The sequence below is a fragment of the Vogesella margarita genome, assembly GCF_028548475.1.
GTDB lineage: Bacteria > Pseudomonadota > Gammaproteobacteria > Burkholderiales > Chromobacteriaceae > Vogesella > Vogesella margarita.
Map to the genome: position 1 here is coordinate 58,343 of NZ_JAQQLE010000009.1, position 23,778 is coordinate 82,120.

General features: G+C 55.0%; 21 protein-coding genes and 1 pseudogene. 5 read left to right on the forward strand and 17 right to left on the reverse strand.

Annotation, left to right across the window (positions count from 1 at the left end):
• The first annotated feature begins 44 nt into the window (after positions 1–44).
• Positions 45–2,543: a DEAD/DEAH box helicase gene (locus PQU96_RS10785; protein WP_272772330.1), complete on the forward strand. Its 2,499-nt coding sequence runs from the start codon at positions 45–47 to the stop codon at positions 2,541–2,543.
• Between the two features lie 583 nt (positions 2,544–3,126).
• Here PQU96_RS10785 and PQU96_RS10790 read toward each other — a convergent pair.
• The 6 genes from PQU96_RS10790 to PQU96_RS10815 all read right to left on the reverse strand — a co-directional run bounded on the left by PQU96_RS10790 (position 3,127) and on the right by PQU96_RS10815 (position 9,985).
• A complete protein-coding gene (locus PQU96_RS10790; protein WP_189375372.1) occupies positions 3,127–4,203 on the reverse strand; it encodes a tartrate dehydrogenase in 1,077 nt (358 codons plus the stop codon).
• 42 nt (positions 4,204–4,245) lie between these two features.
• Positions 4,246–5,106, reverse strand: coding sequence for a fumarylacetoacetate hydrolase family protein (locus PQU96_RS10795; protein WP_189375371.1), 861 nt, complete (start codon positions 5,104–5,106; stop codon positions 4,246–4,248).
• Positions 5,107–5,227: 121 nt separating this feature from the next.
• On the reverse strand, positions 5,228–6,856 hold the full coding sequence (locus PQU96_RS10800; protein ID WP_272772332.1) for a methyl-accepting chemotaxis protein: 1,629 nt from the start codon (positions 6,854–6,856) through the stop codon (positions 5,228–5,230).
• Positions 6,857–7,129: 273 nt separating this feature from the next.
• Positions 7,130–7,738 carry a L(+)-tartrate dehydratase subunit beta gene (gene ttdB / locus PQU96_RS10805; RefSeq protein ID WP_272772334.1) on the reverse strand — a complete coding sequence of 203 codons (609 nt, stop codon included), beginning with the start codon at positions 7,736–7,738 and terminating at the stop codon, positions 7,130–7,132.
• Positions 7,735–8,634: a L(+)-tartrate dehydratase subunit alpha gene (gene ttdA, locus PQU96_RS10810; protein WP_189375366.1), complete on the reverse strand. Its 900-nt coding sequence runs from the start codon at positions 8,632–8,634 to the stop codon at positions 7,735–7,737. The genes ttdB and ttdA overlap by 4 nt, the downstream gene beginning before the upstream one ends.
• Positions 8,635–8,683: 49 nt before the next feature.
• Positions 8,684–9,985 (reverse strand): MFS transporter, encoded by a 1,302-nt coding sequence (locus PQU96_RS10815; protein WP_272772335.1) that lies wholly within the window; start codon positions 9,983–9,985, stop codon positions 8,684–8,686.
• 210 nt (positions 9,986–10,195) lie between these two features.
• On the opposite strand from PQU96_RS10815, the gene PQU96_RS10820 reads away from it, so the two are divergent.
• Both PQU96_RS10820 and PQU96_RS10825 read left to right on the forward strand, forming a co-directional pair.
• A complete protein-coding gene (locus PQU96_RS10820; protein ID WP_229800409.1) occupies positions 10,196–11,113 on the forward strand; it encodes a LysR family transcriptional regulator in 918 nt (305 codons plus the stop codon).
• A 192-nt stretch (positions 11,114–11,305) separates the two neighbouring features.
• Positions 11,306–12,532: an IS256 family transposase gene (locus tag PQU96_RS10825; RefSeq protein ID WP_272772336.1), complete on the forward strand. Its 1,227-nt coding sequence runs from the start codon at positions 11,306–11,308 to the stop codon at positions 12,530–12,532.
• A gap of 165 nt (positions 12,533–12,697) precedes the next feature.
• Here the strand turns inward: PQU96_RS10825 and PQU96_RS15970 are convergent, their stop codons facing one another.
• The 6 genes and pseudogenes from PQU96_RS15970 to PQU96_RS10850 form a co-directional block, all read right to left on the reverse strand.
• Complete coding sequence (locus tag PQU96_RS15970; RefSeq protein WP_373316290.1) at positions 12,698–12,835, reverse strand: DUF4113 domain-containing protein; 138 nt, start codon at positions 12,833–12,835, stop codon at positions 12,698–12,700.
• A 342-nt stretch (positions 12,836–13,177) separates the two neighbouring features.
• Positions 13,178–13,999, reverse strand: a complete 822-nt coding sequence (locus PQU96_RS10830; protein ID WP_272772337.1) for an endonuclease — start codon at positions 13,997–13,999, stop codon at positions 13,178–13,180.
• 115 nt (positions 14,000–14,114) lie between these two features.
• Entirely contained in the window at positions 14,115–14,417 is a 303-nt protein-coding gene (locus tag PQU96_RS10835) for a helix-turn-helix domain-containing protein (protein ID WP_373316292.1), read from the reverse strand.
• Positions 14,418–14,584: 167 nt separating this feature from the next.
• The gene (locus PQU96_RS10840; protein ID WP_272772338.1) at positions 14,585–16,474 is read right to left on the reverse strand and encodes a hypothetical protein; all 1,890 of its coding nucleotides are present in this window, start codon (positions 16,472–16,474) and stop codon (positions 14,585–14,587) included.
• 84 nt (positions 16,475–16,558) lie between these two features.
• Positions 16,559–17,407: pseudogene (locus PQU96_RS10845) on the reverse strand (magnesium chelatase domain-containing protein); the annotation flags it as partial.
• Positions 17,408–17,411: 4 nt separating this feature from the next.
• Positions 17,412–17,687 carry an accessory factor UbiK family protein gene (locus PQU96_RS10850; RefSeq protein ID WP_272772340.1) on the reverse strand — a complete coding sequence of 92 codons (276 nt, stop codon included), beginning with the start codon at positions 17,685–17,687 and terminating at the stop codon, positions 17,412–17,414.
• A 251-nt stretch (positions 17,688–17,938) separates the two neighbouring features.
• Here PQU96_RS10850 and glnK point away from each other — a divergent pair, with 251 nt between their 5' ends.
• Together glnK and PQU96_RS10860 are read left to right on the forward strand one after the other, a co-directional pair.
• The gene (glnK, locus tag PQU96_RS10855; protein WP_272772342.1) at positions 17,939–18,277 is read left to right on the forward strand and encodes a P-II family nitrogen regulator; all 339 of its coding nucleotides are present in this window, start codon (positions 17,939–17,941) and stop codon (positions 18,275–18,277) included.
• 23 nt (positions 18,278–18,300) lie between these two features.
• A complete protein-coding gene (locus tag PQU96_RS10860) occupies positions 18,301–19,605 on the forward strand; it encodes an ammonium transporter (RefSeq protein ID WP_272772343.1) in 1,305 nt (434 codons plus the stop codon).
• 231 nt (positions 19,606–19,836) lie between these two features.
• Here PQU96_RS10860 and PQU96_RS10865 read toward each other — a convergent pair whose 3' ends face one another.
• The 5 genes from PQU96_RS10865 to petA form a co-directional block, all read right to left on the reverse strand.
• Positions 19,837–20,256: a ClpXP protease specificity-enhancing factor gene (locus tag PQU96_RS10865; RefSeq protein ID WP_272772344.1), complete on the reverse strand. Its 420-nt coding sequence runs from the start codon at positions 20,254–20,256 to the stop codon at positions 19,837–19,839.
• A gap of 9 nt (positions 20,257–20,265) precedes the next feature.
• Positions 20,266–20,868, reverse strand: a complete 603-nt coding sequence (locus PQU96_RS10870) for a glutathione S-transferase N-terminal domain-containing protein (protein ID WP_189372996.1) — start codon at positions 20,866–20,868, stop codon at positions 20,266–20,268.
• Positions 20,869–21,023: 155 nt separating this feature from the next.
• On the reverse strand, positions 21,024–21,785 hold the full coding sequence (locus PQU96_RS10875) for a cytochrome c1 (RefSeq protein ID WP_272772345.1): 762 nt from the start codon (positions 21,783–21,785) through the stop codon (positions 21,024–21,026).
• A 13-nt stretch (positions 21,786–21,798) separates the two neighbouring features.
• Positions 21,799–23,136, reverse strand: a complete 1,338-nt coding sequence (locus tag PQU96_RS10880; protein WP_272772346.1) for a cytochrome b — start codon at positions 23,134–23,136, stop codon at positions 21,799–21,801.
• A 15-nt stretch (positions 23,137–23,151) separates the two neighbouring features.
• Positions 23,152–23,736, reverse strand: coding sequence for a ubiquinol-cytochrome c reductase iron-sulfur subunit (gene petA, locus PQU96_RS10885; protein WP_272772347.1), 585 nt, complete (start codon positions 23,734–23,736; stop codon positions 23,152–23,154).
• Positions 23,737–23,778: the final 42 nt, after the last annotated feature.

Below are 23,778 nucleotides of genomic sequence, written 5' to 3' on the forward strand. Positions count from 1 at the left end.
GGTAAGAGAGAAATAATTGATCGTATATCAAGGAGATAACAAGGGTGGTCGATTTCAACAAACTCAGGTCGCAATCTCAGCGGGCTGCACCTGTAGACCCGCTGGAGATATTTCGGCGTATGCCCAAGCCTCAGGGCATCAATGACCTGTACACAAGTCAGGCTGAGGTGCTGGAAGCATGGTTCAAACGGAGAAATGAGCGGGACACTGTAGTTAAGTTGCATACCGGTGGAGGCAAGACACTGGTTGGCCTGCTAATGGCACAGTCGACGCTGAATGATCTTAACGAACCAGTGCTCTATCTCGCACCAACAACACAGTTAGTCAATCAGACGCTGGAAAAAGCACGGTCACTGGGAATCACCGCAGTGCCCTATGTGCCAGGGCAACCCCTGGCGGATGATTTCGTGAATGGCAAAGCCATTATGGTGGCGTCTTACAAGGCACTATTCAACGGCTTCAGCAAGTTCGGTGTTCGAGGAAGTCGGATGCCTGTCAAGGTTGGTGCTGTAATCCTTGATGACGCTCACGTGGCCTTCTCGGTTGTTCGTGAGTCGTTCACAATGGAAGTCTCATCGAAGAGCGATGAAGATAAGTATGCCGCACTCTGCACGCTGTTCCGAGCCGCGTTCAATGACATAGACCGTTTGGGCACCTTCGACGACATTGTCTCTGGGAACAGCAATGTTGTAGTCGAGGTGCCATATTGGGCATGGCACGAGCAGATCGATGCAGCTCGAGAGCTGCTGCGTGGCGCCGGAGAAGGCAGCTCATACGCTTGGCCTTTGCTGCGCGACAACCTGCACCTGTGCCATGCGCTCATCAGCAGTAAAACATTCACAGTGACTTCGGTGCTTCCGTTGGTCAACAGTTTCCCGACCTTTTCGGATGCACCTCGCCGCATCTATATGTCGGCAACGATCGCAGACGACAGTGAGATCGTACGCACATTCGATGCCGACCCTAGGCACGTCAACGAAGCCCTGACATCGCGATCGCTGGCCGGCATCAGTGAGCGCATGATCCTGATCCCGAACCTGATGAAGTTCGACTTCAACGCGACCGATGTCACGAAGGCCTTGCTCAAGCAGATCGCGGGCAACAACCTTGGCGCGGTCGTACTCGTGCCCTCAAACTTCGCTGCCCAAGCATGGGAGGACGCCGCGGAGTTCGCAGAAGGCTCGGACAAAGTCGAGGCTAAAGTCCAAGAACTTCAAGCACGCTCGACCAGTGGCCCGGTCGTTTTTGCAAACCGTTATGACGGCATTGACCTACCCGGAGATTCCTGCAGGCTTCTCGTCATGGAAGGTCTTCCGGCTGGAGCGTCTGACTATGAGCTGCTGCGTGCAGCCACCCTGTACGGTGGTGCGACCATCAGCCGCATGCTGGCGCAGCGGATTGAGCAGGGCATTGGCCGCGGCGCACGCGGTGCGGGTGATCACTGCGTCGTGTTGCTTTCAGGTTCGGATTTGGCCAGCTGGGTCGCCAAGGACGCTAACTTCAGGCTGCTCACCAGTGCAACCCGCGCTCAGTTAGACATGGGCTCGACAGTCAGCAAGGAGGTGAAGGACGTCAACGATCTGGCCAGCACGATCACAATGAGCATTAGCCGAGATACCGGCTGGGTGGAGTACCATGCAGACACCCTTGCAGAGAACGTGAAGCAGGAGACAGTCGATCCAAAGCGCTTTGACGTGGCTGCGGCCGAGCGTAAGGCTTTTAACAACTGGACTGATGGCTATTACGACAAAGCGATCGCAAGATTAGATGAAGTGGCGCATGCCAAGGATGCACCTGACAATCAGACACGTGGTTGGTTGTTCCAATTGGCTGGTCGCATCGCACACAACTGGGGCCAGAACGAGCGCAGCGACGAATTACAGCGCTCTGCATTTAGCACGAATCGTAACCTCTTGCGCCCACGCGTCATGCCTCCCTATCGTGCACTGCAGATGCCTAATATGCAAAGTGCCGCTATCGCGCACCAGCTGCGAGGATACCGCATGAGACGCGGTCTGCTACAACGCTTCGAACAGGTAGCATCGAAGCTCAATGCCAATGCCTCTGCTAATCAGTTCGAACAAGCTTTGGCAGACCTTGGGGAACTGATTGGCCTGTCGACTGAGCGCCATGACGATGGCGGTGAAGGGCCGGATGTACTTTGGCTGCTACCAACCAAGGTTGCGCTGATATTGGAGGCCAAGAGCCGCAAGCTGGATAAGAACCCATTGACTAAGGAGGAGCACGGCCAACTACTCGTCGCACAGCAGTGGTTCGACAAGAACTACGACGGGTATACCAGTCTACGCGTGGTCATTCATCCGACGAACAAGGCGACTCCCGCAGCTGCGGCCCATGAAAGCTATGCATTGACTCTGGATCGCCTGACAGCGTTAGTTGCCGATGCGCGCGTACTGTTGACGGAGCTCTGCGAGTCTCAGCTCACTGACATCGAGCTAGAAGGACAATGCCAGCAGCTCCTCGAGCACTCATCGATCAGAGCAGACAAACTAATGGAGTACCTAACATTCTTCGTTGAATAATCGTCATATTGCGCGCTTTAAATTCGCTCTGTTACGGTCACGCGAACTTATCTGGCCATTTTTCCGGCGACTCTTCATACAAATTGCTGGTGAGTTGTTTGGGCAGTGGTCTTGAATACAGATCTTCGCTACGAAAGTACACTCTGGCCAAATAAGCTCGAATGACTGTAATGGGCAAACAGGAGTCGTTCCCATTCAATTGGCAAAATAATCGCTTCGGCCGAAAACCCGTTTCAGCAAGCAAAATTAGCGAACTCCGATGAGCTCACCCCAACGGGTCGTCTGCGGGCGCTGGTGGTCGTTGACCGCCGTGCCGGTCGTACCTGACCAGGGCGCTGGTGCCCGCTGGCCAACATAGAGCAGACATACTGAGACGAGAAAGTGGGCTTCAGCAATCGACCCGAAGCAGTCATCCGGAATGTGTCCACTGAATTACCGTAGTTCGGCCAGAGCAGTCATTCATGCCATGAATAAAAAATGACTGCTTTCACAACATGAAGCAGCCATTTAAGTATCTAGTAGACCCGAAGCGACTCAGGAAAGCCTATCAGACCAAGAACTGTCTAATTGTGACTCTCTTCACTCATAGGCTAACCGAACTAATTACTGACACCACAGCCTTGCCCACATCGACAGTGGTCGCATTGCCACCCATGTCCGGCGTGCGTGGCCCTTCTGCCAATACCGTTTCGATCGCGCTCATCACCACAGCAGCAGCCTCCGGATAGCCCAGATGCTCAAGCATCATCGAACCGGCCCAGATCTGGCCGACTGGATTGGCGATGCCCTTGCCGGCAATATCCGGTGCGGAGCCGTGGACCGGCTCGAACAGCGACGGGAAGCGCCGCTCCGGATTCAGGTTCGCGGATGGAGCGATACCGATCGTGCCAGTGCAAGCTGGACCAAGATCGGACAGAATGTCACCGAACAGGTTGGACGCCACCACCACATCAAACCAGTCGGGGTGCTGCACAAAGTGGGCTGTCAGGATGTCGATGTGGTATTTATCTGTGCGGATGTCCGGATAGTTGGCTGCCATTGCGGTAAACCGCTCGTCCCAGTACGGCATTGAAATCGAGATGCCGTTCGACTTGGTGGCGGAGGTCACATGCTTCTTCGGCCGTTGCTGCGCCAGCTCAAAAGCGAACTTCATGATGCGGTCGGTACCCTGCCGTGTAAACACGCTCTCCTGCACCACGAACTCACGCTCGGTGCCGGTGAACATCTTGCCACCCAGACTGGAATACTCGCCTTCGGTGTTTTCGCGCACCACGTAGAAGTCGATGTCGCCGACCTGGCGGTTGGCCAACGGTGACGGGATACCCGGCATCAGTCGCACCGGGCGCAGGCTCACATACTGGTCGAATTCACGCCGGAACTTTACCAACAACCCCCACAGCGAGATGTGATCATGCACCAGAGCCGGCCAGCCGACGGCACCGAAGTAGATGGCGTCATGCGTGCCTATCTGCACCTTCCAATCCTCGGGCATCATCACGCCGTGTTTGAGATAGTAGTCGCAGCTCCAGTCGAACTCGTCCCATTGGAACGCGATGCCGAATTTGCTGGCCACAGCATCGAGCACGCGCAGCCCTTCTGGTATCACTTCTTTCCCAATGCCATCGCCAGGGATGACGGCAATTCTGTGAGATTTCATCATTGTCTCCAGGTAAACGCTGCAGAGCAGCGATTGGGGCTGGTCTTATCGATTGGCGTAAGTCTCCGCGCTTCTGACAGCATTTCGAAGCGTTCCGATTCCTTCAACATACACCTCGACGGTGTCCCCGTCTTGCAAGAACAGCGGTGGGGTGCGCTTCTTACCGACACCACCGGGCGAGCCGGTCAGGATGACGTCACCGGCGGACAACGCACTGAAGGTGCTGATGTATTCAATCAGCGCTGGTATTTTATGGATCATGCCGCTGGTCCTGGCATCCTGAACCTTGCAGCCATTCAGGTACGTTTCGATTGCCAAATCATGAGGGTCAGGCAGTTCATCGCTCGTTACCAACCAGGGGCCAAACGCGCCAGTTTTGGGCCAGTTCTTGCCCGCAGTAAACCAGCTATGCTGCCAGTCTCGTACACTGCCATCCATATAGCAGCTGTACCCGGCCACATAGGACATCGCCTCTTTCTGATTAATGTTTCTACCGGCTTTGCCAATGACAATTGCCAGCTCACCTTCGTAATCCAGTTCATTTGATTCTTCTGGCTTAAGTACGAAATCGCCATGACCTGTTTGTGAATCAGGAAATCGGACAAACAAAGTTGGCGCGGGGCTTGAAGCATCAAACTCCTGGCGTTTTTCTTGGTAATTCATTCCCACACCAAAAATCTTGTTTGGATTATCAATGACAGGAAGGAAACAAACTTCGTTAGATTGGTAGTCTGCGGGATAATCACAGAACACCTGCAGGGATGACACCGCCTCAGCTGCAAGGACAGCCTTGAGATCAGCATACTGATAAGCGAGGCGACAGCCTATGTCGACAATGCCTTTCTCGGTAACAAGCCCATAGCTTTTCCTTCTTTCAGCAAGAGAAATAAAATTTATCAGCTTCACTTCAAAACCTCCAAGTATATAATTTTGTTTATAATTATTCTTACAAAACTAAAATGACAGTCTTCACAAAATATGTGACCAGTTTTGATAAAAAACACAACAAAACCAACGTTGATTAATTTTAAATTTTAAAAATTGCCACAGATTCATGAAGACCGCTAGATATAACCTTTACCTTTTCTACTAAATCATCACTTGATCTAATTGCAAGGTGGTTTTCGCTAGCCATCTTGGCTATTTTTTCAACATTTAATGCAATGTCTTTACTAGCCGCCGCCTGCCCCTGTACTGAATATGCCATTAGCATGGCCCCACTACTAGTTTTTTCAACGGAGGCACCAGATGCAGAAAGTACGAGGATCATTGATTCTAAATATTTTCGACTAGCATTGAGTGATTTCTGCCCACTATCCAGAAAGCTTTCTACTTTTATTGATTGACGATTGAGGGTGGCGGTTACTTCATCAATGTGACCTGCTGACTTAGCAGATTCCTCCGCTAGTTTTCTTACTTCATCGGCAACTACAGCAAAACCACGACCAGCCTCACCGGCCCGTGCTGCTTCAATAGCAGCATTTAGTGCCAACAAGTTTGTTTGTTCGGCTATTGATTTAACCTGCTCAGTCATATCTGTAATGGAGCGTACACTTGCTACAAATTCATGAACTGAAGTGGAAATATCCTCAACTGCCTGCTCGGTATTTCTAACTTCGTCAACTATCAAGTTCATAGCCTGATTACCTTCCTGAACCTGAACAAGTCCTACTTGTGTCAACTTCTGTAATTCGTTAGCGTTTTGGCTAATAGATATAATTCCAGTAGATATTTTCTCCACAGCAACAGCAGTTGATGCAGCAGCTGTACTTTGTGTTTGCGAACGTAGCGCAATTTGTTTTGATGCACTAGCAATCTGAGAGGTCATAATAGCGGCCTCTTCTGCGTGGCATCGCACCCTCTTTACTGCTTTGGCAAGACAATCAGACATGTCGGCTAATGCCCGCAGTAAGTTACCTGTTTCATCGGAAGCACTTGTATTAACCTTAACTCTCAGGTCTCCGGCAGCAACCAGATTAGCAACATCAATGGCCTTCTTCAGAGGGCGTGTGATGCTCCTGGCAATTACCCAAGCAATAATAACTCCTAGTAACACAGCGCCAAAACCAAGGGACAGCATCCAAGTTCGACTCTCACGATATGTCTCATCGACATAACGAGCATGGTGATCGAGTTCATCTCTCTGCATTTTGAGAAATACCTGTATCTTCTCGAGATAGATCCTTGAAGCAGGAAGAAACTGGTCTTGAAATAGTTGCTCTGCAAGATCGCTCTGCCCTTCCTTCTTCGCATTGGTCATACGATCTCTAGCCTGCAGAAAGCGTTGCCTTTTGTCCCCAATTTCTGCAAATAAAGCTTTCTCACTAGGAGAAGACAACAAATCTTCTATCTGCTTTTGCAGATAATTATTCTGTTGGGTAGATTTTTTTTGATCTTCAGCGAAAAACTGAGCAAGATTTTCATCCTTGCTAACAGCTATCGCAGTACTTCGACGAACGCCAGCGTTAACATTTGTATACCAGTCACTTACTAGACGTTCTTTGACTATCGGTCGACGCATCATCTCTTGGGTGGCAAGAGCTACATCATGCAAACACCATATTCCCATGGCTGTGATTGTTACGAAGAGGCTAAGCACTGTGGCAAATCCTGCGCTCAGACGCTGACCCACGGTCATATTTAAATTAAAGATCATCCAGTATCTCTCAATATTGTTATGGCAATAATTATCTGGTTTGCTCTTAAATAAACTATGTGCAACAGAGAAAGCAAAATCAGCTCAATTGCTTGCTGCCACATTCGAAGTAGCACCGCTTCATGATATTGGTGTTTATGCAGTTCAATCTTTACATTGGAATAATTTTAGCACCACAATAACACACCACTCATTTCGAATAACAATGAAAATGCGGCGCGTGGGCAAATCACCCTCCACGCCGCACATTCATTACAGTACTAAAAATATCAACTACTTAATAAAACTCAACTCTTTGCAAATCCGATCAAGAATTGGTTTTTTCTTTTCATTGAACGAAGTTTTATTCTGCTGGATCAGATTATTTCCTTTAGTGTCAATTGAAATAATAAGCGGTCCAAACTCCTTAACACGGTTTATCCAGAGAGTCTCTGGCATACCAAGATCTTGCCATTCAGCGCCTTCAATTTCCTCAACTTGAGTCGCGGCAAGTACAGCACACCCGCCCGGAAAAATGGCGTGAACTGCAATGTGCTCCTGGCACCCTGCTGCCGTTTCCGGCCCCATGCCCCCCTTACCAACAATTAGTTTGACGCCGGTTTGTTTGATAAATTCACGCTCAAACTTTTCCATACGCATACTGGTCGTTGGGCCAATAGAGACCATTTCGAAGTTACCATCATCCTTTTTACGAACGATCGGGCCGGCGTGAAAAATAGCACCGCCTTCGAGATTGACTGGCAATTCACGCCCCTGTTCGATCAGGCGGCGATGCGCCACGTCACGGCAGGTCACTAGACGCCCGGTCAAATAAACAACGTCACCGACATTAAGGCTTGCAAGATCTTCGTCCTTGATGGGTGTAGTCAGAATTTTTTTCACAGTACCACTCCTTCGTGGGAAAGAATTTCGTAAGACATATCGGCATTAATACGGATCTTGCCGCGACGGTGTGCCCAGCAACCGGTATTTACGGCTACACCGATAGTGGAAGGGTGACGAGCAGATGACTCGATATTCACACCCATCACGCTGTTATTACCAGTTAGGCCCTGTGGCCCGATGCCAACCTCATTGAGGCCCTGCTCCAATAGCTCTTCCATCAAGGCAGCACGAGGGTTGGAGCTCTTGGAATCGACCGGACGCATGATCGCTAACTTGGATAGGCGAGCTGCGGTCTCTACCGAGGTAGAGACCCCGACACCAACCAAAAGTGGTGGGCATGCATTGACACCACGTTCAGTGATGACGTCCATGACAAACTCTGCAACTCCCTCGTAGCCTTGACCCGGCATCAGCACTTTGGCTGCCCCTGGCAAAGTGCAACCGCCACCTGCCATGTACACATCGATGGTGCAACTATCCTTCTCCGGAACAATGCGCCAGTCCAACCATGGGATATTGGTTCCAGTATTAGTACCAGTGTTCTTTTCATCGAAGGTTTCGACTGCGTTATGACGCAATGGTCCGATACGGGTGGCTTCAGCAGTCGCTTCCTTTAGGATTTCCTCCAGCTCGCCGAGGAGCGGAAAGTTTGCGCCGGCTTCGACGAAGTATTGAATAACGCCGGTGTCCTGACAGCTTGGGCGGTTCAATTTGTCCGCTGCTTCCTGATTGCCAGCCATTGAGTCATAAATTGACTTGGCCAAAGGGTTGGTTTCCATCGTACGCAGGTCGGCTAGTTTGGCCTTAACGTCTTTGGGCAAGCGCTTACCGATGTAGGCGGTGAACTTAGCCATTACGTCCGTCAGGGACTGGACTGCAAATTCTTTGTCCATTGGGTACTCCTTCACTAATACATTTGGTGGTGGGTTGGGGGTAGCCTGATCAACGGGCCGCAGCCTTGGCCGTTTCCAACACAGGCTTAGTTGAACGTGCCAGTACTAGAGTGAGAACAGCAGAGAGCACAAGCAAACCGGCGACGAAGTACAGGCCACCGGCGTAGCTGCCAGTTTGGTCCTTGACCCAGCCGATCATTGCCGGACCGGCAAAACCGCCGAGATTGCCAATAGAGTTGATGGTGGCAATGCCTGTTGCTGCAGCGGCACCGGACAGGAACATTGTCGGCATACTCCACAACGGTGGCTTGGCGCAGCTAATACCAACATTCACGATGGTCAGGGCGGCAATCAAACCAACGACGCTATTTGCGCCAGCGGCGATCACAAGACCGATCGAAGCAGCCAAGCAAGCCAGAATGACGTGCCAAGTACGCTCGCCAGTGCGGTCGGAATGACGCGACCACAACACCATGGCAATCACCGAGACGACCGGAGGGATGGCATTCAGGAAGCCAACAGTCATCGACGACACGCCCAACTGCTTAATGATCTGAGGAGCCCAGATACCGAGGGTGTACAGACCGGCCGAAGTACCGAAGTAAATCAGGGCCAATGCCAGTACTCGGGGATTGGCCAAGCCACTCAGAATTCCGTGCTTGGCATTGCCAGCTTTGCTGGCATTTTCCTCGGCCATCGCCTTGACCAGCCAGGCGCGCTCGTCGTCCTTCAACCACTTGGCCTGTTCAGGCTTATCGGTCATGTAGAAGAATACGACCACACCAAGGATCAGCGCCGGAATCGCCTCGAGAACGAACATCCACTGCCAGCCGTGCATACCCATGACCCCGTTCATCTCCAGCAATGCAGCAGAAATCGGAGAGCCAAGAGCGGTCGAGATCGGCGCGGCCGCCATGAAGAGAGCAGTGACACTGGCACGATGCCGGGCCGGGAACCAGTAGCTGAGATAGAGGATAATGCCAGGGAAGAAGCCAGCCTCCGCCGCACCAAGCAGGAAGCGCATGATGTAGAAGCTGGTCGCCCCTTCGACGAAAGCCATACAGCCCGAGATGATGCCCCATGTCACCATCACTCGTGCGATCCAAACCCGGGCTCCGAATTTATGTAGGACGATATTGGAGGGGACTTCAAACATGAAGTAGCCCCAGAAAAAAATGCCAGCGCCGAAACCTAGGACCGAGGCGCTGAAGCCAAGATCCTCTTTCATGGTCAATGCGGCGAAGCCGATGTTGACCCGGTCGAGGTAAGCGACGAAGTACAAAAGCATGATAAATGGCACGATGCGCCAGGTGATACGGCGCAAGGTCCGCTTTTCGATATCCATTTCCATGGAATGTCTCCTCTTTCTTTGTTAACTCTTCGTTGCGAATGGCAACGAACTCTCTACCGTCTTGTGCGGCTTGATTTGCAGTCGTCAATCCGATGTCTCGAATCGAGCGGCACTCAATCAGGTGTGGCTTGAAATGGAGAATAGAGCTTTTCTAAAGAAGATGAATCGATGTAAAGTTAAAATATCATTGCAAAAAACTTACCAATCAACATGAACTCAGAACTCGCCTTCTTCTGCCTCCTGGTCAAGCAGGGCAGTCTTATTGCCACTGCACGGGAATTGAACCTGACCCCACCGGCAGTATCCCGCCGCCTGGCTCAAATGGAGGAGCGACTGGGCGTGCGCCTGATGAACAGGACGACCCGCAGGATTAGCCTAACCAGCGAAGGTGAGGTCTACTTCCAAAATGCGATACGCATTCTCAGTGAAATAGATGAGATGGAGCGATTAGTATCTAGTAGCCGAGCCGACCCGAAGGGGCTGTTACGGGTCAATGCGCCGCTGGGCTTCGGACGCTCTTACATTGGCCCAGCCATTTCTGCGTTTACGAAGCAGTATTCGGATGTCGAGGTACAGTTGCTTCTTTCGGATCGGCCAGTCAGTCTGCCGGATGAGGCAATTGACGTGTCAATTCGCTTTGGCGACATCCCGGACTCACGCTTGATTGCCAAAAAGGTTGCTGGTAACCGGCGCTTGCTGGTTGCTTCTCCAAACTATCTGCGTGCAAACGGCCTACCAAGCTACCCCCACGATCTAACAAAGCATCAATGCATCGTGTTGAGACAAAACGAATCCGCTTATGGCAACTGGCGTTTGAGCCGGGGAAAACAGACAGAGACCATCAAAGTGAATGGCAAGTTAAGCACGAACGATGGGGAGGTTGCCCTCAACTGGGCGCTGGAAGGGCACGGCATATTGATGCGAGCAGAATGGGATGTAGCCAAGTACTTGAGAAGTGGCCGACTGATGCAGGTTCTAGCAGATTACGACACACCACCAGCCGATATCTATGCTGTCTACCCGGAAAGGCTCAATCTATCGGCCAAAGTTGCCTATTTTGTCGAACATCTGCGCAACTACCTGAGTCAACATGCTGATAGCCCAAACCCAGGTAACTCAAACTGGTAACTAGTCTGTCCTCTCTTGGGGGCAATGAGATAAGGCAGCTTTCTCACGAGCAGCTGTCAATTCAATGAAACATGGCCTATGGCTGCTTTGGCCGAACAGGAGACGAGCACAAAGTCCACTGCGAACGAGCGTGTACTGAATTTTGTGTAAACAGACATTTGGCAGGAAACTGCCACCTAGTCTGGAGACACAATGAGCTCGAAAAATCACAACGTACCTGACGCACTACTGGACAGCTTGCTGGCCGATTACCAGAAGCCCGAAGACCTCATCGGAGAGAACGGCCTACTCAAGCAGCTCACCAAGCTGCTGGTCGAGAAAGCGCTGGATGCCGAGATGGCGGCGCATCTCGGCCACCGCAAACACGAGCCAGTGCGCAATCCCGCCGGCAATACCCGTAACGGCAAGAGCCGCAAGACCCTCAAGGGCGAGTTCGGTGAATTACCCATCGAAGTACCACGCGACCGCCAAGGCACCTTCGAGCCACAACTCATCCCCAAGCACCAAACCCGCTGGGCCGGATTCGACGACAAAGTCATCTCGCTTTACGCCCGGGGCATGACGGTCCGGGAAATTCAGGCCCATCTGGAAGAGATGTACGGCGCCGAGGTCTCGCCCAGCCTGATCTCCTCCATCACCGATGCCGTCAGCGAAGAGGTCAAAGCTTGGCAGGCTCGTCCTCTCGATGCGGTCTATCCGATCATCTACCTCGACTGCATTCACGTGAAGGTGCGTGAGGGAGCCGTCCGCGTGAAAGCCGTCTATCTCGCCATCGGCGTTACCCTGGCTGGAGAGAAGGAGGTACTGGGGATGTGGCTGGCCCAGACGGAGGGCGCCAAGTTCTGGCTTCAGGTCGTGACCGAGCTGCGTAACCGGGGCGTACAGGACATCTTTATCGCCTGTGTCGATGGCCTGAAGGGCTTCCCGGAAGCGATCGAGGCCGTCTTCCCGCAAGCGGCCGTGCAGTTGTGCATCGTGCACATGGTGCGGCACAGCCTGAACTACGTGTCGTGGAAGCGGCGCCCGGAGGTGGCAGCCGACCTGAAGCGGATCTACCAATCCGCAACCCTCGACGAAGCAGAGCAGCGGCTCGGCGAGTTTGAGGCCAAGTGGGATGACGAGTATCTGCCGATTGGTCAGTCCTGGCGACGCAACTGGGCTCGGTTGACGCCATTTTTTGACTATCCGCCGGAGATCAGGAAAGTGATCTACACCACCAATGCCATCGAGTCGGTGAATATGAGCCTGCGAAAGCTGACGAAGAATCGGGGCTCGTTCCCGAGTGATGAGGCGTTGCTGAAACTGTTCTATCTGGCGCTGAGGAACATCAGTCAGAAGTGGACCATGCCGATTCGGGATTGGAAGGCAGCACTGACTCGCTTTACCATTCAGTTCGAGGAACGCATTCCACAGGCGTAACCCAAACCCCGTTTACACAAAAATTCGGACAGGCCCCTGCGAACTCCCTCTCTTGGCCGAAGTGCGACACAGCAAGTCATCCACCTTGCTGGCAGCATATCAACCGGAAGCGGTCACCACCAGCGCAGCATCCACGAAACGGAAAGAGTGCGCTAGCACAAGTGGTCAGCTGCGCCGGAATCCGCACGTCCAGCATGGTGACCTTTTTTCTTGCCGTATCGCCCAGTCTTTCCTGACGCCCTCACTTCCTAGTCGCAATGTGCCGCGACAGTACTCCCGATTGATGCGATCAATGGTGGGCATGAGCGCTGCACGGAGCGGATCTGGCAAGAGGGTGAACAGGTCATGCGCCTCCCACCCTGCTTCGCTGATGTCTATTCAGCACGATGCCATCTTTTTGTAGAGATACCTGCCCACTCATGCAGTCACCACAGACACGCACCATGAAGGTGGCCACGGGATCCTGCACCAGCGAGTAGTTCAGATCGAGGCTGGTTTCCAGATAATCATTGGCAGGGAAAGGGAAGCCAGCCGGCACGGTTGAGCGTAGACCGGGATCGTCAGTCTGGATGCGCGTGGTCGGTGAACACAATCAGCGTGGTCTGTCCTGAGTCGATGACTTGATAGCTCAATAGCTCATCTGCTTTAACCACATAGTTCCACTAGCTTGCCAGGGTCATTAACCAGCGAGTTACCTTCACCCTGTAGCTTGATGATACGTTCGTCACGGCGCAGTTCCCAATCGTCGACTGGATAGCCCTTCGCCCACGCACACCACAGCTGCTTGTCCTGATTGCTCATTTTCAGGTTGTAGCGCTGGTGCATATAGAGACTGATCCGAGCCGCATGGCCACGCACTTCTTCACGTGGTTGGAATCGTTTGAGTTTGAAGTCAGGAAGGCTTTGGCACTGCCCGTAAACCGGGGTTGGGTTTCGCGTCCAGGCGCCGTATGAGAGATTGCCACGGTCGCCATTGACTTCGCCAACTGCCGGCACCAGGTTGTTCAGGTCCCCCTCCATTTGCGCAAACAGCTTGTCGGTCGCCGTGCAGTTCTTTCGGCCGCCATTCTGCCAACACTGTCGTTGTGAGCCGAGGTGCGATGCCGGGACCACATGCTCCCATTCGATACGACCGGCGCGTGTTGCATTCTTGCGCGGGACATAACCACAGCTGTCCAGGTCGACTGTTTTGCCGCTATAGGCACAGCCACAGTAAAAGTCGACTTCCATGCCGGCAAAGACCCGGGGTAACACTTTCTTGGCTGCATTGAAGTCCCGGTGGCCAACATCCCCTTTACCGCTGACCAGTTCGACAGGCTCACTTTGCTGGATCTCTTGTGGGGAGGCCTGGCCAAGATTGGTCGTGATTTGTCCGATCACCTTGGCTGTTTTGGCGGCTAGCTCGTTGTTGTCGATGCACCCACTCAATGACAGGGAGAGCATAGCGATAGCGAGGATAGCGCGCATGGTAAATACCGTTTGAAACAAACTGCGCACCCTAGCTGTATTACACCGGACAGACAAGGTCTTTGCCGTATGGCTACCAAGAGGAAGCCTCGCCAAGTCGTGATGCCCGGTCTGCTCAGAGGGTAGTGGCGGACTTGCTTCTTAGCTCGCTCTGCAGAGAGTGGTACAGATCAGGATGATCTTGCTTGATGAATTGTGCGATCTCGAAGTCCATCTTGGTCAGTTGGGAGACATCAATTCCCTCGATGTAGACAAGGCGGAGCAGTTCTCCGGTCGGTCTGGGCATCACGTAACCGGACTCGTAGCGTGAGCCACTGGACTGGGTAACGCCAATGCCGGTCCAGAATTCCACTTGATTCATGCCAAGTGCCCAGCGAATGGCACGGGGCTCTAGTACGTCGAAATGGTCGGTTGTCACTCGTGGTACGCCTCCTCAATCAGAATATGGCACGGTCGCCCGGTTGTCGGCGTGGCAGTGCCTTTCGGCTTTGCATTGATGGGCGTCAGGCTCCTGCCAAGAGCCAATATCGCCAGCATTTTACGAAGGAACCCCATAAAGCAAGGGGCCTTCTAAAGGCCACTTCATCAATATCCCGTTTGATCAGCAGGCGCTTCGGCAGCGATCTCAAGGCAGTGACGTTGCACTAACGCAATCATCCGATCCGCAATTTCCCTAGCACCCTTCTCGCCTTGAGCATGACGAGCATCGTCACGGATGATGTTTGGAACATCACCCGTTACCGGCCAAGAGGTCTTTTTTTTGACCGTCTCGATCAAGATCAAATCAAAGATCTCATCTTCAATCGGTGCATAGTTGGTAGTACGCATTAACGCGATCGGGAGTAAGTCTTTATAGGGTGACTGCGCCTCCGAAATGGCATCGCGGATACGGCGCTGGGCTTCGAGCAGATACACAAAATGACCAGGGCAAACCTCGATTTCTGCACAAATCAGCAGTCGACGAACCTTTTGTTCTGCGTCCATGAATGAGCACTGCCGATTTTGCAGGACTCGCTTTTCGCAGGGGACGATAGGAAACTGGGAGAAATCCTTCTCGCGCTCAGGGTCCCAGAGTGGCTCAAGCCCAGCGTGCACCACATTGACGCACCACTCGGGCTTGTTCTCAGCCAAGATCTGTAGCGCTTCAAGGAAGGTATCTAGTTGCTCCGCTACCGCCGAAGGTCGTTTTGCCAGATCCTGAACAGACAACGGTGATGCCGAAGAAGACTTCCCGCTCGGAGCCCCTGTGCTCAGGTCAGGTAGACTGGGGACCTTTCCACCGAATCCACTTCCTGACCGGTGAGTATTCTCCTTTCGTTTCTCACGACAAATCGACATCCCCTGCAATACCGCAAAATTCCGCCCACCTCCACGGAATACGAATTTCTTACCAAACGGATGCGGGGGACTCGTACTGACACATTTTCGAGTACCTCCGCCATCAGGCTCTGAAGGCGGACGCTTTCTGCCAGGGTAAGCCCCCGGAGCACCTGGTTTGGCAGGCTTGCCTCCTGGCCCGACTTCTTCACAAAAGCTAATACTCTTGAAAGGAAATGGTCCGGAACAACCGACTATACGACTGACAAGAAATACCGGTCCTCCCTCAGTCTCCCAAGTTCTCCCCTGTAGAGAAAGATCCGTCCTCCCAAGGAAGGGAAAGAACGTACGGGGATGAACCAGAGCATCCTTCCCAAGACGATTGATCCGGGCGGCTCGAATGGCCTTGCCCACACGAGTGGCACCACATAAGGCAGGTCGCTTCCCACCCGTGAAAAGGATTCGTGCCAGAACGGGGACATCAGCGTAAGCAAAACCTTGCCGATAGACGAAGCGCGCCTGCTCCAACCCAAGATCGAAAGTGGGTCCTTCATGAATCATGTTGCAGATGATCTCCGACCAACCATGCTGGCCAAATGCTCCACCGAATATGATTCGTGCCATGAAGGAAGTGGTAAGGTAGTAATACCTCAACAACTCAATTTCAGAGACCAGAATAAGTGTCGGCTGCTTCCCCTTAACGACCTTGCCACTCAACGCTTTCAAACCCGCATCTAGGGGTGACAACCCAGCTAAAGACGCACTGTCTCTGCTCAGGAACCGTTCACTAACGGGGGAAAACTGATAGTCACGATCAAGGCTCAACAACGATACCTCGTCGATCGCCCCTTCGTCTCTTGTATCAAGCCGAACCGTTATTTTCTCAGTCTGACCAAGCAGGGTATTTTCCCATGTTGGCCCGGTAAACATTTGGCCCAAGCAGAGTGCAGGCAGATAGCCGACTGCAATTCCCGCCTTTATCTGATCTGCGAGGAAACGCTCCTTGCTCACAGGATCAAAAGGCGTAAAGAAACATTCAATCAGGGGGTTAGAAGTATCGCCAAAGTTTGGGTAGATGCCCCCAAGCCAATCTAGACAGTAGCTCTTTCCATGCTGTGCAATTTCTACAAACAACGGGAGGACATCGAGGTCTGCCATAGATCACCGAGTAGACAGGGAGTCGCAGAAAGCGCCCCAATTCGCAAAATGCGTTCTTAATTCGCAAATATCGTTCGAATTTACACCGCCACCGACCAGCGCCACGGCGGAAGCGGTATGGTGCGGCGAGCGATAGGGACGAACCCGCCAGCGGGACAGGGCAAAGCCCTGGCTGCCCAACGACTGCACCGCGGCGCTTTCCAGTGCTTCGTCCAGCGTCATCGGTGGCAGGATACCGGGCAGGCGTGCGGCCAACATCGATTTGCCGGTTCCCGGCGGCCCCTGCATCAGCAGACTGTGGCCGCCGGCAGCGGCCAGCTCCAGCGCCAGTTTGGCCGCCCCCTGGCCACGCACTTCGGACAGATCGGGATAGCCCTGTTCCACGGGCGCCGTCAGCATTGCCGACACCTCTGGCAAACACGCAATGCCGGCCAGATGGGCACACACCTCCGCCAGCGTATCGGCGGCAAAGATCCTGACACCGTGCACCAGTGCCGCCTCGGTGGCGCTGGCACGGGGCAGGATAAAGGCGCGGCCGCTGTCGCGCGCGGCATTGACCATCGCCAGCGCCCCCCGCACCGGGCGCAACTCGCCGCCCAGGCCCAGCTCGCCCGCCAGTTCATAGCCGGCCAGGGACTCTGCCGGCAATTGTCCGGCGGCCGCCAGCAAGGCGATCGCCAGTGGCAAATCGAATCGTCCGGACTCCTTCGGCAGATCGGCCGGTGCGAGATTGACGGTGATCCGTCGTGCCGGGAAATCGAAGCCGGACTGCAGCAGCGCGGCGCGCACCCGCTCACGGCTTTCCTTGACCTCGGTATCCGGCAGGCCGACCAGGGTGAAAGACGGCAAGCCGTTTGACAGGTGCACCTCGACACTGACTTGTGGCGCGCACAAGCCGGACAGCGCACGACTGAAGCAAACGGCCAGCGTCATGGGTTTAATGGGCTTCGCTGTCTGCCGCGGGAGCGTCGGCAGCAGGCGTGGCGGCGGCCTCCAGTGCCTGCAGACGCGCCTCCAGCTGCGTCAGCTGCTCGCGAGTGCGGGCCAGCACCTCCTGCTGCACGTCGAACTCCTCGCGCGTCACCAGATCCATGCGCGCAAAGGTGGCGCCCATCATCGCCTTGATGTTCTTCTCGATGTCCTTGGCCGGGCTGGCGGCAATGGTCTCGCTGATCTTGTTGCTGATTTCATCGAACAGTTTCTGGCTAAGCATGGCGACTCCTTGACTTTGTCATGACAGATTGAATCTGAGTTTAGCAAAAAGCGTACACCCCTGCTGAAACACGCGCGCACCATCCTGAGGCAGATACTGGCCGTATTGCCGTGCATGACCCGGGAATTGATGCACCAAAATCGAAAGAACCCGCCAGATAGTTGATAAACAAAGGGAAATATCTGGCTGGCACAGTTCATGCATTGGCCGAACTGTCTTTCTACACGCAACCTCGCATCAAGGAGTCAAACATGAAACTGGTCAGCGCAATTATCAAGCCGTTCAAGCTTGACGAAGTCCGGGAGGCGCTTTCTGCCATCGGTGTTCAGGGCATTACCGTGACCGAAGTCAAAGGCTTCGGTCGCCAGAAGGGTCATACCGAGCTGTATCGTGGCGCCGAGTATGTGGTCGACTTCCTGCCCAAGGTGAAACTGGAAATCGCCATCGCCAATGAGTTGCTGGACCAAGTGGTCGAGTCTATCGAGAGCGCTGCCCGCACCGGCAAGATCGGTGACGGCAAGATTTTCGTGATGGATCTGGAACAGGTCGTTCGTATCCGCACCGGCGAAACCGGCGCCGATGCCGTCTGAAGCTTGATGCAAGGGGAAACACAATGAAAAAACTGTCCATCGGCGCCTCGGCGCTCCTGTCGGCACTGTTCGCGGCCCCAAGCTTCGCCAACCTGCCGCAGCTGGTTGCCACCAGCACCATCAGCGGCGGCGACACCGCCTGGATGCTGACCTCCACCGCCCTGGTGCTGTTCATGACCATCCCCGGCCTGGCCCTGTTCTACGCCGGCATGGTGCGCAAGAAAAACGTGCTGTCCACCCTGATGCAGAGCTTCGCCATCTGCGCCATGATCACCGTGCTGTGGGCCGTGATCGGCTACAGCCTGGCCTTCATGCCCGGCAACCCGTACATCGGCGGTCTTGATCGCCTCTTCCTCGACGGCATGCTGTACCTGAAGGACGAAGCCAAGCTGACGGTACATCCGCTGGCAGCCTCCATCCCGGAAGGCGTGTTCATGATGTTCCAGATGACCTTTGCCATCATCACCCCGGCACTGATCGCCGGTGCCTTCGCCGAACGCATGAAGTTCTCGTCGATGATGGTGTTCATGGCACTGTGGTCGCTGCTCGTGTACGTACCGGTTGCACACTGGGTATGGGCGCCGGGCGGCTGGATGGCTGACCACGGCGTGCTCGACTTCGCCGGTGGCACCGTGGTGCACATCAACGCCGGTATTGCCGGCCTGGTGGCGGCACTGGTGCTGGGCAAGCGTATCGGTTACGGCCGCGAAGCGATGGCACCGCACAATCTGGTGCTGACCATGGTGGGCGCCTCGATGCTGTGGGTTGGCTGGTTCGGCTTCAACGCCGGCTCGGCCGTGGCAGCTGACGGCCGTGCCGCGATGGCCATGGTCGCCACCCAGGTTGCAACCGGCATGGCGGCGCTGGCATGGATGGCCGCCGAATGGATCGCCAAGGGCAAGCCGTCGGTGCTGGGCATCGTTTCCGGCGCCGTTGCCGGCCTGGTGGCCATCACCCCGGCCGCCGGCTTCGTCGATGCCAAGGGCGCACTGGCCATCGGCCTGATCTCCGGCCTGCTGTGCTACTGGACCGCCACCTCGCTGAAACACATGCTGAAGTATGACGATTCGCTGGACGCTTTCGGCGTACACGGTGTCGGCGGCCTGGTCGGCGCCATCCTCACCGGCGTGTTTGCGGTGAAGGAAATCGGCGGCGTGGAAGGCAGCGTGATGACCCAGACCGTGGGTGCCCTGGCAACCGCCGTCTACTGCGCCATCGTCACCTTCGCCCTGCTGAAGATCATCGAGGCGGTAATGGGCCTGCGTGTCAGCGAGGAAGAGGAACGCGAAGGCCTGGACGTGGCACTGCACGGCGAACGTATCGAGTAAGCTGGTCAAATGCCTGCGGCCAACGTTGGCCGCAATCCCACCGCCCGCTTGCCGGGCGGTTTTTTCTTGCCATCACCAATGTGGCGGGGATACGACTGAAAGAGTCGCGTCGGCAACCACCCTGCCCTGTGCCCACACACCAGGGCGGCTTGCTGCTAACCTTGCCGCTTGTGCGGCAAAGAAAAACCGCCCGATATCGGGCGGTTTTATTGCGAGCGCTGGCGGCGTGACTTACTTGACGATGCGCAGGTGCGAGCGCGACGGCTTGTCCTTGCCACCGGCCGGCGTGTCGGTCGCGACCGGCTCCGGCCCGGCATCCGGCTGCGGCCGCTCGCCGGTGACCGGCTCCAGCTCGAAGCCCATGCCTTCGCCGGTTTCGCGCGAGAAGATGGACAGCACATTGCCGATCGGCACCCAGATGTCACGGCTGACCCCGCCAAAACGCGCCGAGAACGACAGCCAGTCATTGTCGATCTGCAGGTTCTTGGTGGCGTTGTAGCCGATATTGAGCACGATCTCGTTGTCCTTCACGAACTCCAGCGGCACCGTGACACTGCCATCGACGTGCACCACCAGGTACGGCGTCTGCTCGTTATCGGTGCACCACTGGTGCAGTGCGCGGATCAGGTAGGGCTTGGTACTGGTCGACACGGCCATTCCTTACTTGCGCATGGCTTTTTCAGCCGGCGTCAGCGAATCGATGAAGGACTGGCGCTGGAACAGGCGTTCGGCGTACTTCAGGATCGGTGCCGCGCTCTTGCCCAGGTCGATACCGTAGTGCTCCAGGCGCCACATCAGCGGCGCGATCGCCACGTCGATCATCGAGAACTCTTCGCCGAGCATGAACTTCTGCTTGGCGAAAATCGGGGCGATGGTCACCAGGCCGTCGCGAATGCCGTCGCGGGCCTTGGTGGCTTCCTTGCCGCTGGCACCGTTTTCCAGCGCCTTGACGTGCACGAACAGTTCCTGCTCGAAGCGGAACAGGAACAGGCGAGCGCGGGCACGCATCACCGGATCAGCCGGCATCAGCTGCGGGTGCGGGAAGCGCTCGTCGATGTACTCGTTGATGATGTTGGACTCATGCAGGATCAGGTCGCGTTCGACCAGCACCGGCACTTCGTTGTACGGGTTCATCACGGCCAGGTCTTCCGGCTTGTTGTGGATATCCACGTCGATGATCTCGAAGTCCATGCCTTTCTCGAACAACACGATGCGGCAGCGCTGGCTGAAAGGGCAGGTAGTACCGGAGTAGAGGGTCATCATGGCGGATCGGATTCCTTTTAAAGCGGGCAAATTGATGAAATAACAGGCAATTTTAGCACTTTTGGCTTGACAATTACCAGAAAAGTTTAACAAGCCATTGAATACAAACAAAAAAGGCGATGCCGCAGCATCGCCTTTTTTCTGTCAAAACCCGCTTAGTGCACGTCTTTCCAGTATTCCTTCTTCAGGAAGTAGGCCAGTGGCAACAGCAACAGGGACAGGAACAGCAGCACCATGTAACCGATTTGCTGACGCTTGACCTGCATCGGCTCGGCCATGTACACCATGAAGTTGGTCAGGTCGGCCATGCGCTTGTCGAACTCGGCGGTATTGGCCTTGCCGTTTTCCAGCTTGGTCAGCGTACCGGCCTTGATCAGCTTCAGCTTGTGCTCTTCGTGGCCTTCCGCATTCTTCACGGTTTCCAGCACCTGCTCACCCTGCCAGTTCCACAGGATGTGCGGCATGCCCACCTTGTCGAATACCAGGTTGTTCCAGCCGGTCGGACGGGTCTCGTCGCGGTAGAAACCGCGCAGGTAGCCGTACAGGTAGTCGGCGCCACGCGAACGCGCGATCACCGACAGATCCGGCGGTACCGCACCGAACCATACCTTGGCATCCTTCTTGTCCATCGCCACGTTCATCTGCTCGCCGATCTTGTCCGTCGCCAGCATCAGGTTGCCCTTGATCTGGTCTTCGGTCAGGCCGATTTCGGTCAGACGGTTGTAGCGCATGGCGCTGGCCGAGTGGCAGGACAGGCAGTTGTTGACGAAAATCTGCGCACCGCGCTGCAGGCTTTCGGTGTCCTGGACGTTGATCGGCGCCTTTTCCAGCGCCGGACCTTCCGCGGACGCGAATGCGCCGGCAGCAGGAACAACGAGGGCGACAGCGGCGATCAGTTGACGAATAGTCTTGTTCATAGTGCCCCCTCTATCAGATGAATTTCGCAAACAGGGTTGCGGCCACCAGCGTCACAACGACCAGTACTGCGAAGCGTACCTGACGGGCAGGTGTGCTCATGGTGACGCGTGTCGGAACCGGAGTCGTACCCACATCATTCTTGGTGTAGAACGGCATACCAAGGAAGAAGGCGAAATACACCACAGAGAAAATCTGCGCCACAAGGGTACGGGTGTTGGTTGATGGCAGCGCACCCAACATCCCCAGACCGATAAAGCTGATGATGAACAATACCAGCATGGTCTTGAACTTGGAGCCACGATAGCGGATCGACTTCACCGGCGACTTGTCCAGCCACGGCAGGAAGGCAATCAGCACCACGGCAGCGCCCATCGCCAGCACGCCCCATACCTGGGTACCGGCAAACGACGGCACCGCACGCAGAATCGCGTAGAACGGGGTGAAGTACCATACCGGCGCGATGTGCGGCGGGGTCTTCAGCGGGTCGGCTTGGTCGAAGTTAGGATGTTCGAGGAAGAAACCACCCATTTCCGGCGCGAAGAACACGATCGCGGAGAACACGATCAGGAACACCGCCACACCCAGAACGTCTTTCACGGTGTAGTAAGGATGGAAAGGAATGCCGTCCAGCGGAATGCCCTTGTCGTCCTTCTGCTTCTTGATCTCGACGCCGTCCGGGTTGTTGGAACCGACTTCGTGCAGTGCGATCAAATGCGCTACCACCAGTGCCAGCAGGATCAGCGGTACGGCGATCACGTGCAGGGCGAAGAAGCGGTTCAGCGTTGCATCGCCGACCACGAAGTCACCACGGATGAACACCGACAAGTCCGGACCGATCACCGGGATCGAGGCAAACAGGTTGACGATCACCTGCGCGCCCCAGAACGACATCTGGCCCCATGGCAGTAGGTAGCCCATGAACGCCTCCGCCATCAGGCACAGGAAGATCAGGGTACCGAATACCCATACCAGCTCGCGCGGCTGCTTGTAGGAACCGTAGATCAGGCCACGGAACATATGCAGATAGACCACCACGAAGAACATGGAGGCACCGGTAGAGTGCATGTAACGGATGACCCAGCCACCGGCCACGTCGCGCATGATGTACTCGACCGAGGCGAACGCCACCGGGATGCCGGAGCCGTTCAGCGTACCGTCCGGCTTGTAGTTCATGGTCAGGAAAATGCCGGTAACGATCTGGATCACCAGCACCAGCATCGCCAGGCTGCCGAAGAAGTACCAGAAGTTGAAGTTTTTCGGCGCGTAGTATTCGGTAACGTGCTCTTTCAGCATCGACGACAGCGGGAAGCGGTCATCGATCCAGTTAAGCAGTTGTTGTCCTTTGCTCATCTTGTCTCCCCTCGCTTATTTGTCGTCGCCAATCAGCAGACGGGTATCGGACATGTACTTGTGCGGCGGAATTTCCAGGTTTTTTGGCGCCGGCACACCGTTGTAGACACGGGCGGCCAAGTCGAACTTGGAGCCGTGGCAAGGACAGTAGAAACCGCCGACCCATTTCGGACCCAGGTCGGCCGGAGCGATATCCGGACGGTGGGTTGGCGAACAGCCCAGGTGCGTACAGATACCGACGGCAACCAGAACCTCCGGCTTGATGGAGCGGGTCGCGTTCTGGCAGTAGGCCGGCTGCTGCGGGGCTTCCGATTTCGGATCCAGCAGATCGCCTTCGATGGTCGCCAGATTCTTCAGCTGCTCCGGTGTACGGGACAGTACCCACACCGGCTTGCCGCGCCATTCGACGTTGATCTTCTGACCCGGCTCCAGCTTGCTGATATCGACCTCGACCGGCGCACCAGCAGCCTTGGCACGCTCAGAAGGTGCAAAGCTCATCAAAAACGGCACAGCCACACCGGCTGCCGCCACACCACCAACCGCGCTGGTGGCCACCGTCAGAAAGCGACGGCGCCCCGTGTCAACGTGTTGTTCACTCATTACAGTCATCCTCAAACGTGGAAACCGAGCTCTAAACTTAAA